The organism is Tissierella pigra (assembly GCF_018917845.1).
Taxonomy (GTDB): domain Bacteria; phylum Bacillota; class Clostridia; order Tissierellales; family Tissierellaceae; genus Tissierella; species Tissierella pigra.
This window is the reverse complement of record NZ_JAHLPJ010000001.1, coordinates 2,331,119-2,345,644: the sequence shown is the minus strand read 5'-3', so window position 1 is coordinate 2,345,644 and position 14,526 is coordinate 2,331,119. Positions and strand designations below refer to the sequence as shown.

Annotated in this window: 14 protein-coding genes and 2 riboswitches; of the genes, 12 read left to right on the top strand and 2 right to left on the bottom strand. The window is 30.8% G+C overall.

What is annotated here, in order from left to right; genetic code table 11:
• Positions 1 to 6: 6 nt before the first annotated feature.
• Entirely contained in the window at positions 7 to 1,359 is a 1,353-nt protein-coding gene (locus KQI41_RS11450) for an aminotransferase-like domain-containing protein (protein WP_154441172.1), read from the top strand.
• Between the two features lie 85 nt (positions 1,360 to 1,444).
• Here KQI41_RS11450 and KQI41_RS11445 read toward each other — a convergent pair whose 3' ends face one another.
• Complete coding sequence (locus KQI41_RS11445) at positions 1,445 to 2,371, bottom strand: DUF4179 domain-containing protein (RefSeq protein ID WP_154441174.1); 927 nt, start codon at positions 2,369 to 2,371, stop codon at positions 1,445 to 1,447.
• Positions 2,364 to 2,918 (bottom strand): sigma-70 family RNA polymerase sigma factor, encoded by a 555-nt coding sequence (locus KQI41_RS11440; RefSeq protein ID WP_154441176.1) that lies wholly within the window; start codon positions 2,916 to 2,918, stop codon positions 2,364 to 2,366. Before KQI41_RS11440 ends, KQI41_RS11445 begins: the two co-directional genes overlap by 8 nt.
• Before the next feature lie 255 nt (positions 2,919 to 3,173).
• A riboswitch (TPP riboswitch) is annotated at positions 3,174 to 3,272 on the top strand.
• A gap of 86 nt (positions 3,273 to 3,358) precedes the next feature.
• A riboswitch (TPP riboswitch) is annotated at positions 3,359 to 3,457 on the top strand.
• A gap of 79 nt (positions 3,458 to 3,536) precedes the next feature.
• Here KQI41_RS11440 and thiD point away from each other — a divergent pair.
• The 11 genes from thiD (at position 3,537) to tnpC (ending at position 14,522) form a co-directional block, all read left to right on the top strand.
• Positions 3,537 to 4,358 carry a bifunctional hydroxymethylpyrimidine kinase/phosphomethylpyrimidine kinase gene (thiD, locus tag KQI41_RS11435; RefSeq protein WP_154441178.1) on the top strand — a complete coding sequence of 274 codons (822 nt, stop codon included), beginning with the start codon at positions 3,537 to 3,539 and terminating at the stop codon, positions 4,356 to 4,358.
• A gap of 95 nt (positions 4,359 to 4,453) precedes the next feature.
• Positions 4,454 to 5,278, top strand: coding sequence for a hydroxyethylthiazole kinase (thiM, locus tag KQI41_RS11430; RefSeq protein WP_154441180.1), 825 nt, complete (start codon positions 4,454 to 4,456; stop codon positions 5,276 to 5,278).
• Entirely contained in the window at positions 5,262 to 5,897 is a 636-nt protein-coding gene (gene thiE, locus KQI41_RS11425; RefSeq protein WP_154441182.1) for a thiamine phosphate synthase, read from the top strand. Before thiM ends, thiE begins: the two co-directional genes overlap by 17 nt.
• Before the next feature lie 147 nt (positions 5,898 to 6,044).
• Positions 6,045 to 6,863, top strand: coding sequence for a MerR family transcriptional regulator (locus tag KQI41_RS11420; protein ID WP_154441184.1), 819 nt, complete (start codon positions 6,045 to 6,047; stop codon positions 6,861 to 6,863).
• Positions 6,864 to 7,095: 232 nt separating this feature from the next.
• Positions 7,096 to 7,692 (top strand): HutD family protein, encoded by a 597-nt coding sequence (locus KQI41_RS11415; RefSeq protein WP_195838002.1) that lies wholly within the window; start codon positions 7,096 to 7,098, stop codon positions 7,690 to 7,692.
• A gap of 218 nt (positions 7,693 to 7,910) precedes the next feature.
• Complete coding sequence (locus KQI41_RS11410; protein WP_154441188.1) at positions 7,911 to 8,594, top strand: early set domain-containing protein; 684 nt, start codon at positions 7,911 to 7,913, stop codon at positions 8,592 to 8,594.
• A gap of 21 nt (positions 8,595 to 8,615) precedes the next feature.
• Positions 8,616 to 9,638: a phage tail family protein gene (locus tag KQI41_RS11405; RefSeq protein ID WP_154441190.1), complete on the top strand. Its 1,023-nt coding sequence runs from the start codon at positions 8,616 to 8,618 to the stop codon at positions 9,636 to 9,638.
• Between the two features lie 476 nt (positions 9,639 to 10,114).
• Positions 10,115 to 12,112 carry a hypothetical protein gene (locus KQI41_RS11400; protein WP_154441192.1) on the top strand — a complete coding sequence of 666 codons (1,998 nt, stop codon included), beginning with the start codon at positions 10,115 to 10,117 and terminating at the stop codon, positions 12,110 to 12,112.
• Positions 12,113 to 12,196: 84 nt separating this feature from the next.
• The gene (gene tnpA / locus KQI41_RS11395) at positions 12,197 to 12,517 is read left to right on the top strand and encodes an IS66 family insertion sequence element accessory protein TnpA (RefSeq protein ID WP_154441194.1); all 321 of its coding nucleotides are present in this window, start codon (positions 12,197 to 12,199) and stop codon (positions 12,515 to 12,517) included.
• Complete coding sequence (tnpB, locus tag KQI41_RS19395; RefSeq protein WP_154441196.1) at positions 12,514 to 12,870, top strand: IS66 family insertion sequence element accessory protein TnpB; 357 nt, start codon at positions 12,514 to 12,516, stop codon at positions 12,868 to 12,870. The genes tnpA and tnpB overlap by 4 nt, the downstream gene beginning before the upstream one ends.
• Positions 12,871 to 12,935: 65 nt before the next feature.
• The gene (tnpC, locus tag KQI41_RS11385; RefSeq protein ID WP_216585333.1) at positions 12,936 to 14,522 is read left to right on the top strand and encodes an IS66 family transposase; all 1,587 of its coding nucleotides are present in this window, start codon (positions 12,936 to 12,938) and stop codon (positions 14,520 to 14,522) included.
• Positions 14,523 to 14,526: the final 4 nt, after the last annotated feature.

Genomic DNA, 14,526 nt, shown 5'->3' with positions numbered 1-14,526 from the left:
TGAGAAATGATGAAAAAAAGCAAAGTTGAGATAGTAAAGGATTTTATATTTAGAGAAATTAAGGATGGGCGAATAAAAAATGGTCAGCGGCTTCCCAGTTGCAGAGAAGTATCTTCATATCTTTCTATCAATAAAATAACTGTAAATAAAGCATATAACGAACTTGAAAGAGAGCATAAAGTATATAGTATTCCCCGTGGAGGTTTTTACTTGGTTGATTCTGAAGAAAGTTTAAAAGTAGTACAGAAAGAGGTTGATTTCAGGACAGTTAAGCCAGATGAAAAACTTATTCCATATAGGGAATTTACTCATGTAATGAATAAGGCAGTTGATATGTATAAAAATACATTGTTTGGATATGAATCTAGTGGAGGACTATCTTCTTTAAGGGATACATTGAAGTATGAATTCCAGAAGGATGGAATATATACTACTGCTGAAAGGATAATAGTTACCCATGGAGCCCAACAAGCCATAGGGCTAGTGTTCCAATATCTATTTAGGAAAAGTAAAGGTAAATTACTTGTTGAATCTCCTACATACAATCTTGCTTTAAAATTGGCAGATCATTTAGGGATTGATATTATGGGAATTGAAAGGAGGGTTGATGGTTTTGACTATAACGAAATGGAAATGATATTTAAGTCAGGTGAAATTACTGCCTTTTATATTATACCAAGACATCATAATCCCACAGGTTATACTCTTTCTGAAAAAGACAAACAGAAAATTGCCGAACTCTCTTTTAAATATAATGTGTTTATTATAGAAGATGACTATTTAGCAGATATAGGCTCAAAAAAAGGTTCCATGCCAATACATTATTATGATATAAGGAAAAGTACTATTTATATACGAAGCTTTTCAAAAGCTTTCATGCCTGGAATAAGAATGGGGGCAGCAGTACTTCCAGAGTCCATGATTGAAGAAGTGATTAATATTAAGCATATTAGTGATTTGAATACATCAAAAATTCCACAAGCAGCACTGGATATTTTCATAAAATCAGGAATGTATGAAAAACATATTAAAAAGGTGAAAAAATCTTATGAAACCAAACTTAAGAAGGCATCTGAAATTGTTAAATCATTAAGCTCACTAGATTCCAGTTGGTATGTTCCAGAGCATGGAATATTCATATGGCTTCATCTTCCTGAAGATATAGAGGCTGTAGAACTTGAAAAGAAACTTAAAGATCATGGGATTTTGGTAAAAACAGCATTAGAATTCTTCCCCGAAGAATGGTTTGAAAAGAAAAATCGGAAGGATTGCAACTACATAAGGCTTTGTATATCTGGTGTTCCAGAAGAAAATATAGATGCTTTGGCTACTATAATTTCAGTTATGGAAGCTGAATAACTATGTGTACAAGTAAATCAAGGGATGAAGTTTAATTAAGCCTCATCCCTAAATATGGTATATGTTTTTAAATATTACTTCTTTACTATTTTATACTTTGAGGGACTTTGTCCATAGTCCTTTCTTCAACGTATATATCTATACTATTATTAAAAGTATCTTTATACTCTTTCAATTTTTCTTGTGCTTCTTTATCTGAATTATATTGACCCAGTTCATATAAGTATGTTTCATTGCTATCTTTTAAAATTCTAAGGTCTTCTATTTCAAATAACATTTCTTCAAGAAAAGCAAATTCTTCTCCTTTTTCATAAGAACTAGTTCTTATGGAATATATTTTTTGTTCTGAAGTTTTTTCTGTATTTTTTGAAATTTGTATTTTTATATAAGCAGGATTTTTATATTCCTCTACTTTGAAATCAATTGGTTGATTAAATACTATGTTGAATCTTTGTGCAGAGTCATCTAAAGTCATTAATTCATAGATATCTTGGATATATTCACTCTTTTTTAACTCTTCAAAGTACTTATTGGCAGAAAGACCTCTTGCACCAGATATAGAAAATGTCATTGTAAAAGGTGCTTCCTTATAATCCACATTAAAAAATGGTGCAATTTCTTGGTTTTCTTTATTAAAGCCATCAAAGTTTATTGTGATAATATCAGAATCTTTTTTTTGGTCTAGAGATATAAAATTTACATCAATGCCGTCAGTTATTTTACCTCCTTGAGAACTTCCATTATTAAATTGAAGTATATTAACTAGTGTGCCTAAAACGGGAACACCTTCAAGACTATTTGCAAAGGATGGGGAAATGTTTATACTAAGAGTAAATATTCCAACTGCCGCAGCTACTGATATAAAGCTATTAATTATTTTTTTCTTGCTTTTATTATTTTTTTTCATATAATTCTCTCCCTTTATTATTGAATTGTTAATTGTATCGTTTAAGGCATCAGGTATTTTTATATCTGAATAAATTTTTTTCAAATCATCAATATTATTATTCAAAATCTTCGCCCTCCTTAAGTTCTATTTTCAAAAGTTCTATTGCCTTATAAAGCCTAGTTTTTACTGTACTTAAAGGAAGTTCTAGAATTTCAGCTATTTCTTTCAACTTTAAGTTCTGAGAGTATCTTAATATTATGACAATTTTATAATTATGGTCTAACTTTTCTAAGGCTTCTTTTAAGTCAATGGATTCCACAATATCATTTTTTTCATTATTTAAACTTTCTATAGTCTTATTATCTAGATATAAAATTCTTTTAGATTTGTTTATAAAATTAATAGCACAATTGATGACTATACGAACGATCCATGTATTAAAATATTCTGGATGTTTTAACTTACTTATTGATATATATGATTTATAGACTGCTTCCCCTATAATATCAAGTGCATCCTGTTCATTGTGTACATAGCTATATGCAATTCTATATAAATCTTCTTTTTTGCTATTTATAAGAAGGCCAAAACTCTCACCATCTCCCTTTATTGCTTTAAGAACTAATTTTTCCAGTATAACCACCTCCTTGAGAATAAAATATGAGCTCATTTTTATTATCTGTCTATTAGACAATTATATAGCTGAAAAAGTTTTATTAAATTATATATTATTTTTATATATGTGATTATTGAATTATATCTTAAAGAGTAATTATACTTTTTTAGATAATTTTTTAAATCTAATATCTGATGATAGTATGACTATAATTGTTGAAGACAGCAATCATTATATAAATAAAGTTAGAGAATAAATTATATTTTGTACCTTGATTATGTTATTATTATAAGATATACTCAATATAGTTAATATTTGCGGGGGGACTAGAAGTAGTTGAGAAGGTAAAACCTGACCCTTTGAACCTGTTGGTTAATACCAACGTAGGGAAGCAAATCACTTACATTATTGTATTTGATTAGGGTGCTTCTCCGTGTAGAGAAGTACCCTATTATTATTTAAGATAGGATTATTAAGTAAAAAATGAATATAGTTAATATTTGCGGGGGGACTAGAAATAGTTGAGAAGGTAAAACCTGACCCTTTGAACCTGTTGGTTAATACCAACGTAGGGAAGCAAATCACTTACATTATTGTATTTGATTAGGGTGCTTCTCCATATAGGGAAGTACCCTAGTTTATTATATATAAAGAAGAAAAGGAGGAGTTTAAATGAAAAAGGTACTTAGTATTGCTGGATCAGATTGTAGTGGAGGTGCTGGTATACAGGCAGATTTAAAAACATTTTCAGCACATGGAGTATTTGGAATGAGTGTCATTGTTTCAGTAGTAGCAGAAAATACCAGCCGTGTTATGGATATACAGGATATTACTCCAGATATGATTGAAAGTCAGATTGATGCAGTATTTGAAGATATTGAAGTTGATGCTGTGAAAATTGGCATGCTGTCTACACAATTTTGCATGGAGGCAGTAGCAAGAAAACTTGAGCAATATAAGCCATGTAATGTTGTAATTGATCCTGTAATGTATGCGAAAAATGGGTGTCCGCTTATGGACCCCGATTCCATAGATACGTTGATTAAAGTTGTACTACCTTATGCTGATTTACTTACACCTAATATTCCAGAAGCTGAGAAGATATCAAATATCAAAATAAGAAACACAGAAGATATGAAAATAGCAGCAAAACTTATTTATGACATGGGATGTAAAAATGTTCTTGTTAAAGGTGGTCATGCTATTGGAGATGCACTGGATATTTTATATGACGGTAAAGAGTTTTATTATTTTAAAACCCAGCGTATAAATACGAAAAATACCCATGGGACAGGTTGCACCTTTTCTTCGGCTATTGCTTCCAATCTTGCACATGGTATGCCTATGTCTATTGCCGTAGAACAGGCTAAAAAATATATTACAACAGCAATAGAACATTCCTTAAATATTGGTAAGGGTAATGGACCAACACACCATTTCTATGACCTATATAAAAATGGTTTGAACATCAAGGAAAGTAAAGGAGATTTGTAATGAAAATGAAAATCAACAGGTGTCTACCTTATCTGTAATGGTAGCTATTGGTTCTATATGCTTTATTATAAATAAAAGAAAGGTTGGGAGTACTAATGAATTACTTAACTAATAATTGTGCAGATTTACTTCATGAAATTAGGATAAAAAGTCCACTCATTCATAATATCACTAATTATGTTACAGTAAATGATTGTGCAAATGCCATCTTGGCAATTGGAGCATCACCTATTATGGCTGATGATGTTGGAGAAGTGGAAGAAGTGGTTTCAATATCTTCCGCTCTTGTAATTAATATAGGAACTTTAAATCAACGAACTGTTGATTCCATGATTAGAGCTGGAAAAAAAGCCAATAAACTTCATATTCCCGTAGTTTTAGATCCTGTTGGAGCAGGAGCGTCCACACTGCGAAACGAAACAACACAAAAAATTCTCTCAGAAATAAAAATAGATGTAATTCGTGGAAATTTATCAGAAATTTCCTTTATAGCTGGACTAAGTGTGTCTACAAAAGGAGTTGATACTTCAAAAGCAGATGAAAAAAATGATGCAGAAGCTATTGCAAAGTCAGTGGCGAATAAATATTCTTGTGTTGTAGGAATTACAGGAGAAGTAGATGTTATTTCAGATGGCATTCGTATTGTTAAAATAACCAACGGCCATAAACTACTTTCTAAAGTAACTGGTACAGGCTGTATGACATCTGCACTTGTAGGTAGTTTCTGTGGTATAACAAAAGATTACTATACAGCAACAGTTACAGGAATTGTTGTAATGGGAATTGCTGGTGAGCTTTCCTTTGTAAAAACTAGAGAAATGGGAACAGGTAGTTTTCATATTGGTATTATTGATGCTTTATCAAATATGAATAGCACATATTTTGTAGAAAGGGTGAAGATAGATGAAACCAAATATTGATTATACACTCTATCTTATAACAGATAGAGAGCTTATGAGTACAGAAAAACTGGAGACTGCTGTAGAACAAGCTATTTTAGGTGGTTGTACTGTAATACAATTGAGAGAAAAAAATTGCTCATCTTTAGAATTTTTTGAAATAGCAATGAAAATAAAGAAAATTACAGATAGATATCAGATTCCATTAATCATTAATGATCGAATTGATATTGCATTAGCAGTTGATGCTGATGGTATACACATTGGTCAAAGTGATATACCTGCAACCATTGCAAGAAAATTGATCGGCGACAATAAAATTCTTGGTGTATCTGTATCTACCCTTGAAGAAGCAATAAAGGCCCAGTCAGATGATGCAGACTATTTTGGTATCGGAGCAATGTTTGCAACTGATACGAAAACAGATGCAAAGCTTACATCCATAGATGAACTTGCACGAATACGAGAACATATTGAACTGCCTATTGTGGTAATTGGAGGAATTAATAAGACTACAATACCAGAGTTTGAAGGTATAGATATCCATGGGCTTGCAGTGGTCTCAGCTATTATTTCCCAGCCAGATATAAAAGAAGCAGCTAAGGAGTTAAAAAGTATGTTTAAGAAAGGAAAAAATTGATGACTGTTTTTAGATCTGCATATTTAATTTAGATAGTATGGTGTAAGAGTCAGCAGATAATTTTTAAATTATCTGTTGACTCTTACACTATGGTATGCTTTATACTATAATTGAGCTCAAAAAACACATATATGTGAGGTAAGATAAATGTTAAAAATAGGTGATTTTTCAAAACTATCAATGATCAGTATAAGAATGCTACGTCATTATGATGAGATTGGTTTACTTATTCCAGAGAGTATAGATGATTTTACAGGTTATAGATATTACAGCGAAGCACAATTGCCTCTTGCAGGTCGTATTAATGCACTAAAAGATATGGGATTTAGCTTGGCATCTGTTTCTAAAATACTGAAAAGTTATGAAAATCCACAAGCTCTAAAGGAATATTTATTATTAAAACAGACAGAAATTCAAGAACAAGCGGAGGAAATCCATCGACGTTTACTGCTCATTGAGACTACTATTCAGAGACTTGGAAAGGATGATAAGACAATGAATTATAATGTAACGTTAAAAGAGCTTCCTGAAAGATATGTGGCAAGTGTACGTAAGATAATTCCTAACTATGAGCAAGAAGGAATGCTTTGGAATATTCTCATGGAAGAAACAGCGTCTCTTCATATGCAAGATGGTGACCCATGTTATACTTTAGCTATCTTTCATGATGGAGAGTATAAGGAAAGCAACGTGGATATAGAAGTTCAGAAATCAGTCCGTGGAAACTATAAGGACACTGAAAATGTTAAATTTAAGACCGTTGCGCCAATTCAAATTGCTTCAGCTACTTACAAAGGAAGTTATGACCAAGTTATAGAAGTGAATGAAGCTGTAGCCAATTGGATTCGAGATAATGGATATGAATTTAATGGTTTGTCCTTCTGCATTTACCATGTTAGTCCTTATGAAACACAGAATCCAGAAGAATTAGTAACGGAAGTATGCTACCCTGTTAAAAAGAAATAAAATGAAATGATAAAAATCGTCTGTATGTTATAACATATAGACGATTTTTTCCACTGCTAAAAAGTGTAGTGGCATATTGTAAGAAGGGATTGAAGGCATATCAGTTGAAAATCAAACTTATAGTGGCGATTTCAAATTATCTGTTATAAAATATATACATATTATAAGTTTTTCAGCATATTAGACAGTTATGTATCATGTGCAAGACTATGAAAATAATAAGGAGAATAGAATGGAGATTAAGACAAGATTAATTAAAGAAGATGATTATATAATGACAGAATGGTCAGGAGGTAAGACTACTCAAATATTTATCTATCCAGAAGGTTCAAATTATAAAGAGCTTAATTTTAAATTCAGATTAAGCTCTGCAACAGTAGAATTAGAAAAATCAGAGTTTACTAAATTAGAAGGAGTAAATAGATTTATTACATCACTTGATAATGGGCTTAAATTAACACATAATCACAAAAAATATATCAATCTAAAACCCTTTGAAGTATACGAATTTGATGGGGGAATAGATACTACTAGCTATGGTATGGCAAGGGATTTTAATTTGATGCTTAGAGACGGAGTTGAAGGACAACTTGAGAGTATTTATATAGATAAAGAGTGTTTAATAGTAGAAGAAGTTCCATCTGATTTTAAGGAAGTCTTTTATTTTATATATGCTTGTGATAATGAGGTGTATGTTGATATCAAGGAAGATACAAAGCCTATTAGCCCATTTCAGACTCTTCTAGTTAGATCTAATAACAATATTCTAAATCTAAAACTAAGATCTGAAAAACCAGTTAATATTTTAATAGCAAAGATATATATATAGGAGTTTTTTGATATTTAGTATTAATATTCCATTGCAAATGAGTATCGTAGCTGGCAAGTGTTAAGGGTATTAGTTTTAATTAGATAAGTTAACGTATGACATAAATTAAACAATTTTTATACCAATAAACTCAACAAATTCCAATATTTGCCGATAATCTTTATAACTTAATTTATTTTATTATGGAATTCAATAAGATATGTGGAAGGAGGAATAGTATGAAAATAAATTTTAAATATGAAGAAAATGAGTACTTAAATATACATACTATATCTGTTATAGGTGAATTTAATGGCTATGATTCTAAAAAAGGACAAATGATAAAAGAGGGCAATACTTGGATTTTTGGACATAACCTTCCCCCAGGAGAACATAGATATAAATTTCTTATAAATGGAGAGTTGAAGCTTAATGATCCGACAGCTAATATATATTTGCCTGATGATAACGAAGAACTTTGGTCAGTAATTATTATTAATGATCAAGAAGAAAGACTTTATAATAATACTCAATATACGGTGCATTTGGATAAATATAATATAAGTTCAGTTGCAAAGGAAGAAGTTGTTGCTAATAAGAAAAGATTCAATATCTTCTTGGATAAGAAAGTAATAACAAGATTTGAATTTACCAAAGTAACAGGGTTACATACAGTGACAACAGTATGGTATACCCCTAAAATGGATTTGTTTCAAATTACAGAAAACAATTTATTTACACCACAGGGAGAGGACAAGCCAATAAAGATGTGGTTTTGGATGGATTTAGAGGATAAAGGACGACAGTATCCTTGTGGAGTTTGGACAATGAAATTATTTATAGATGGAGAATTTATTTTAGAGGATCAATTTACTATTACAGAATCAAGTTCATATTCATCACAGGGAGAAATAAAATATTGATTAGAAAAGGGGTTGAAAAGGATGATAAAATCTATTAATAGTATTAATGACCTAAACTATGTAAATAACAGTAATATATATAAACCTAAGAAAAATGATAATGAAAATTGCAAAACAAATATGACTAGCAGTGTTAAAACCGTTGAAAATGAATATAGAGAATTAATTATGAAAAATACTGTTAATATTAAAGAGGTTGATACTAATGTAAAGAATACAACTAAAAGTTCCATAGGTTCTTTTTTAAATTCAATATCGGAGTCTATTTCTATGACATTGGATACTGTGAAAAATGTTACAAAGACAGCAGTATCCATAGGTGAAGGTGTAAAGAATACTGTGTTTTTAGCTTCAAATGTTATAAAAGATACTTTTAATTCAGTGGGTAAAAGCATACAGAATGTTGTACAAACAATTGAGGATAAAAAAACTGAAACTATCTCAAAGATATCTAATACTTATAAAGAAGTATCAACGACAGTTTCAGAGTTGCAACAAGCCTCTAAGGAAATCTTAAGTTCAGCTACTTCTATAGTTGGGGAATCATTGAAAACATCGGTTTCTATAGGTGAGGATGTTGCAAGTATAGTAGGGAATATTGGAATTACAGTAAACAATATTAAAGGAACAATAAATAATCCGAATAATGGAATTCTGAAAAAAGGAATAGAAACCATAGGACTTATAAAAGCAGGTATAAACTCTATAAAGGAACCTATAAAGAGAATACCAAATACATTTTCAACAGGCAGCAATAATATAAAAGAGCATTATAGTAATATAGTAGAGACTGTTAAAAATTCAGAATCTAAAATTAGAATAGTTAAGAGTGCTATTGTATCAGTAGCAAAGGAAGTTGTAGATTCCGTAAAAACTATAGCATCTGAAGTAAAATCAGCAAGTAGCGAAATAGCAAATACTGTACAAAGTTCTGCATCTAATGTAAAAAATATAATTAACAAGGGCTATGATGAAGTTGCACAAATATACAGAGAGTCTAAAATTGATAATAATGATTTAGTTAGTAATCCTGTGTTGATTTAGAAGTTTTTTATAATATTAATAATAAAAGGTAAAATTAAATCAAACTCTTGATCTAGGAATAACTCTTAGTTCGAGAGTTTTTATTTATTTTTAAATAATAGAAGGGAAGTTTATAAATATTTTTGTCGGAGGAGCATGATCATATACAAAAGGAAATAAACGATTTTAGAAAATATTATAGCAGTTTGGAAATCTCAATCTTTGTATTCAAGAAGTTAAGGATTTATCATTCTAAGAGTGAAATGCGAGATAAAAAGAGCATTAGTTTAAATTGATTCTATTATGTAATTATTATGTAATTTTTTTGTAAATACTTCCAAATTCCTTAGTTATATAATAAAGTTAATTCAATAAAAAAAGGAGAATAAAAAACGAGACAGAAAATAAGAAGAATTGCTTCAGTTACATTAGGTTTTACTATAGCTATTGCACCACTACCACAAGTATCACTGGGACATTTGAATGGAATTACAGCTATGGCAGAACAGACTAAAGCAAGTGACAGATTACAAAACTCAATATCTGCAATTATTAATAAAAATGATAATAATCATGACTATATGAAAGATTCCAAGTATATTGAATTGGCAAATAAGTTAGGAACCAGCTTATTGACAAAATATAGTAAAGACGATAGTAGAAAAATAGGTAAACATTTTAATATCGGTAATTTAGATGGAGATAACATTCCTGAAATTATAGTGTATGAACAAAGAGATTTCAGCAAGATGGATGATGAAGGTACATTAGTATTATATAAATATAAAGATGGTGAGTATAAGGAAATAGATAGAGTTTCTATGAATTATGACAATGGAGTTGAAAATATAATTATAGGAGAAGGGAAAACAGGAAAAAATGCGATTTTTATAAATTCCAATGTAGGAGCCCATTCAGGACAATTTTATCTTTTTACTCTTGAGAATGATAAATTAGTTAATAGAATAAGCCCTAAAAAGGCAAATCTTTTATCAGTATATCCAAATGGAGAGATAAAAGATATTGATAAAGATGGAATACTTGAATTTTCCATACAAGAAATTGATCCTGAATCTGCCGACAGTAGTTCTGTCAACTCAGAAAAGATTAATATATGGTATAAATGGGATGGAAAAGATGGAGTTAATTTTGTGAAATGTGAGAAAGTAGGAGAATATAAAGAAGAAAAAACAGATAAAAAAATAATATCTAATTATAATGAATTTATAAATAAAGGGAATTTATCAAAAGCATTTGATTATTTAAATGAAAATAAAGATAAACTTTCTATAAGAGATAATAGTGAAGGAGTTAGGACATATTTGTCAGCTTTAAATGAAGAACTTAGTTTAATGAATACTACCTTCAATAAATATCAGGAAAAATATAAAATGTTTGAAAATCAAGGAATCATGAAAACATATAAATTGAAAGCTACTGATTTAAATGATGTAAATATTATTAAAAATACTTCTATTTTTCCAAAGGAAAAAGATTTGAAAAAATTACTTCTAAATGCCAACAGTATGGGATTAAAAGTGGCTACAGCGGAAGGAAGTTACTATTTCATTATAGATTATGAGAAACTTTTAAATTTTAGTGATTCCGTAAGTAGTGAGATAAATGATTATTTAAAGATATTTACAGCAGAATCGAATAAGCCAGGATTTTCTGAAGAATATGTTCAAATACCATTAGATGAAATGGCTTCAAGAATTGCAGCTATGGAAGAGTTTATGTTAATGTATCCTTATTCTAAATATCTACCAGAAGTAAATCAAATGCATGAATGGTATCTAAGAGGATATATTTTCTCCACCCATGATCTTGTAAATCATAAGATGAATTCTGATATCCTTAAAAGTTATAATAAGGCAATGGAAAATTATGAGCATTTAGTATTACATGATATATTGAAGACTTATACAGAGGAAATAGCTAAAAATGGTAATAAAATTACAGAGGATTTAATAGATAAGATGAATCAAATAATAAATGAAGATGAGATAATAGAATTCAAATCAAATACAATAGATTTTTCAATTATTAAATATAAATCTTCTGAAACTCAAAGAAATGAAAAATTAGAAAAAGCTATTATAGATTATTTAAAGTATGATAAAAATCAAGATGGAAAGGTTGCATATTCTTATAACTATATTGATATTAATGGAGATGGCAAAAAAGAAATCTTCGTTTACTTATTAGGACAATCTGTATCAGGTTCAGGTGGTTCTACAGCTTTAATAATTGAGGAAAAAGGCTATGAAATAATATCTAAATTCACATTAGCAAGAAATCCAATTATAGTAAGTGAAGATAAAACAAATGGGTGGAATGATATTATAATGCAGGTAGCAGGTGGAGGGACAGAATTTTCTTATGCCAGAATGAAATTTGATGGAAAAAAATATCCATCTAATCCTTCAAAGGCTCCTAGAGTGAAGGAAAATGTTGTAAAAGGTACAGCTATTATTTCCAATATTCTATCGTAAGCGTCAAATATAACCCACATAGAATAGAATTTAAGATCATGAGATAATACACCCAAGATATTAACTGGAGGTGTATTTTTCTTTATGAAGCTAAATGAAAACAAAGAACTATGGACTCAGCGTGTGGAAGAGTTTAAGTCCAGCAACCTTAATCAAACTACATGGTGTGAAAAAAATAATATCAAGGTCAGCTCACTTAGATATTGGCTTAGAAAGCTTGATAATAACTCATTCACTAAGCCTGTTAATTCATCTGATGCATTTGAATTTGCCTGTGTTTCAATTGCAGAAGATCAAGCTTCCCCAGCTGTGACACTTGAGATTAAAGATGTAAGGTTAGCCATAACAAATGATTATGATGAGGTACTACTTCTTAAGCTGATTAAGACCCTTAAAAAGTTATGATAAAACAGATATCAATTGAGAAAGTCCATCTTGCCCTAGGCTCCACTGATCTTAGGAAATCTATTGATGGACTTGCTCTCATCGTAGAACATGTCCTACAAATGGATCCTTTCTCAACTCATTTATTTGGATTTTGCAATAAAAGACAGAACCTCATCAAAATCTTAGTTTGGGATAACAATGGTTTTTGGATACATTACAAAAGACTTGAAAGTGGAAATTTTAAATGGCCACAAAAAGGAAGTGGTGGGTCTGTCTCAATTAGTGAAAGGCAATTCCGTTGGCTTCTGGATGGGTTAAGCATTGACCAAGAAAATGCTCATAAACCTTCATATGAACGTATTTTAATCTAGAAAAATCTTCAATTCCCATGCAAATAAAGCTTTTTTTGTACTTCGAGATATAGTATAATACTAGTATGAAGAATATAACTGAAGTCAAAGAATTACAACTTAATAATGATGACCTTAAAAATGAGAATGCAAAGCTTCAACATGAACTGGAAATAGCAAATGCCAAGATTAAATGGTATGAGGAGCAATTTAAGCTGAATTCAGCTAAGAAATATGGTAAATCCAGCGATAGTTTTGATGAAGAGCAAATCTCATTTTTTAATGAAGCTGAGATTACTCAGAGACCTGAGAAAGAAGAACTGGTTCTTGAAAAAATTACTTATGAAAGAAGTAAAAAGAGAGGGACCAATAAACCATCCTTTGAAGATCTTCCGATAGAGAGAATAGAATACCAAATTCCGGAGGAAGAACAGGTTTGTGGAGAATGTAATTCTAAGATTCATGAAATGTCAGTTGAAATAAGAAAAGAGCTTAAAGTTATACCTGCTCAGGTATGTATCGTTGAGCACGTTAGAAAAGTATATTCCTGTAGACAATGTGAGAAAACAGCTGATAAGACTCCTATCATTACAGCGCCTATGCCAGCTCCTGTAATATCAGGTAGTTTTGCTTCGCCAAGTTTAATCGCATATTTAATGTACCAAAAATACTTTGCAGCACTTCCTTTAGATAGACAGGAGAAGATATTTAGAGACTTTGGAATAGAAATCTCAAAACAGAATATGTCCAACTGGATAATAAAGGCTTCTGAACTTTGGCTTGAATCACTCTTTGAAAGATTGAGAAAAGAGTTACTAAAAGAAACCTTTATACAGGCTGATGAGAGTCCCCTTAGAGTTCTAACCAAAGATGGCAAACCTACTGACAGCAAGTCATACATGTGGCTTTACAAAAGTGGTAACTTTGGGAGAAAGATCTCATTGTATGAATATCAGCCCTCCAGAAGCGGTAAACATGCAAGGAAATTTCTTGAGGGATTTCATGGTTTTTTGCAATCGGATGATTATGCAGGATATAATTCTGTGGAGGACATAACTAGAGTAGGCTGCCTAGCTCACGCAAGACGCTACTATACGGATGCCCTTAAGATACTTCCAAAGGAAGCGGAAATTGAATCCACTAATGCCCATAAAGCATTAAAATATTTCAGACAAATGTTTCACCTAGAATCAAAGTGGAAGGATTTATCCCTTGATGAACGGCAAAAGATTAGAAATATTGAATTAAAGCCTGTATTAGAGGCCTATTTGTCATGGCTTCAAGAAGTTCAGCCTAAGATTGTAAAGAAAAGCAAGCTTGGACAAGCAATCAACTATAGTTTATCAAACTGGGAACTATTCAATAATATACTAAAAGATGGACAATGTGAACTAAGTAATAACGGCGCAGAACGAGCTATAAAGCCATTTGTGATAGGCCGAAAAAACTATCTCTTCTGCAAATCACCCCATGGTGCAAAGGCTAGTGCAATGATATATAGTATAGTAGAAACAGCTAAAATGAACAATCTGAATCCATTCTACTATCTGAAATATTTATTTGAGCAGCTTCCGAATACAAAACTTACTGCTCCGGAGGCCCTAGATCACCTTCTTCCTTGGTCAGAAACATTGCCTGAGGAATGTAGGAGACTATTTAATACCAAGAAATAGAACA

What these genes read in the sequence shown, in the direction of transcription:
- KQI41_RS11450 (WP_154441172.1), top strand. Translation starts at nt 7, where the DNA reads ATGATGAAAAAAAGCAAAGTTGAGATAGTAAAGGATTTTATATTTAGA.
- KQI41_RS11440 (WP_154441176.1), bottom strand. Translation starts at nt 2,918, where the DNA reads ATGAGCTCATATTTTATTCTCAAGGAGGTGGTTATACTGGAAAAATTA.
- thiD (WP_154441178.1), top strand. Translation starts at nt 3,537, where the DNA reads ATGAAAAAGGTACTTAGTATTGCTGGATCAGATTGTAGTGGAGGTGCT.
- thiM (WP_154441180.1), top strand. Translation starts at nt 4,454, where the DNA reads ATGAATTACTTAACTAATAATTGTGCAGATTTACTTCATGAAATTAGG.
- thiE (WP_154441182.1), top strand. Translation starts at nt 5,262, where the DNA reads ATGAAACCAAATATTGATTATACACTCTATCTTATAACAGATAGAGAG.
- KQI41_RS11420 (WP_154441184.1), top strand. Translation starts at nt 6,045, where the DNA reads ATGTTAAAAATAGGTGATTTTTCAAAACTATCAATGATCAGTATAAGA.
- KQI41_RS11415 (WP_195838002.1), top strand. Translation starts at nt 7,096, where the DNA reads ATGGAGATTAAGACAAGATTAATTAAAGAAGATGATTATATAATGACA.
- KQI41_RS11410 (WP_154441188.1), top strand. Translation starts at nt 7,911, where the DNA reads ATGAAAATAAATTTTAAATATGAAGAAAATGAGTACTTAAATATACAT.
- KQI41_RS11405 (WP_154441190.1), top strand. Translation starts at nt 8,616, where the DNA reads ATGATAAAATCTATTAATAGTATTAATGACCTAAACTATGTAAATAAC.
- KQI41_RS11400 (WP_154441192.1), top strand. Translation starts at nt 10,115, where the DNA reads ATGGCAGAACAGACTAAAGCAAGTGACAGATTACAAAACTCAATATCT.
- tnpA (WP_154441194.1), top strand. Translation starts at nt 12,197, where the DNA reads ATGAAGCTAAATGAAAACAAAGAACTATGGACTCAGCGTGTGGAAGAG.
- tnpB (WP_154441196.1), top strand. Translation starts at nt 12,514, where the DNA reads ATGATAAAACAGATATCAATTGAGAAAGTCCATCTTGCCCTAGGCTCC.
- tnpC (WP_216585333.1), top strand. Translation starts at nt 12,936, where the DNA reads ATGAAGAATATAACTGAAGTCAAAGAATTACAACTTAATAATGATGAC.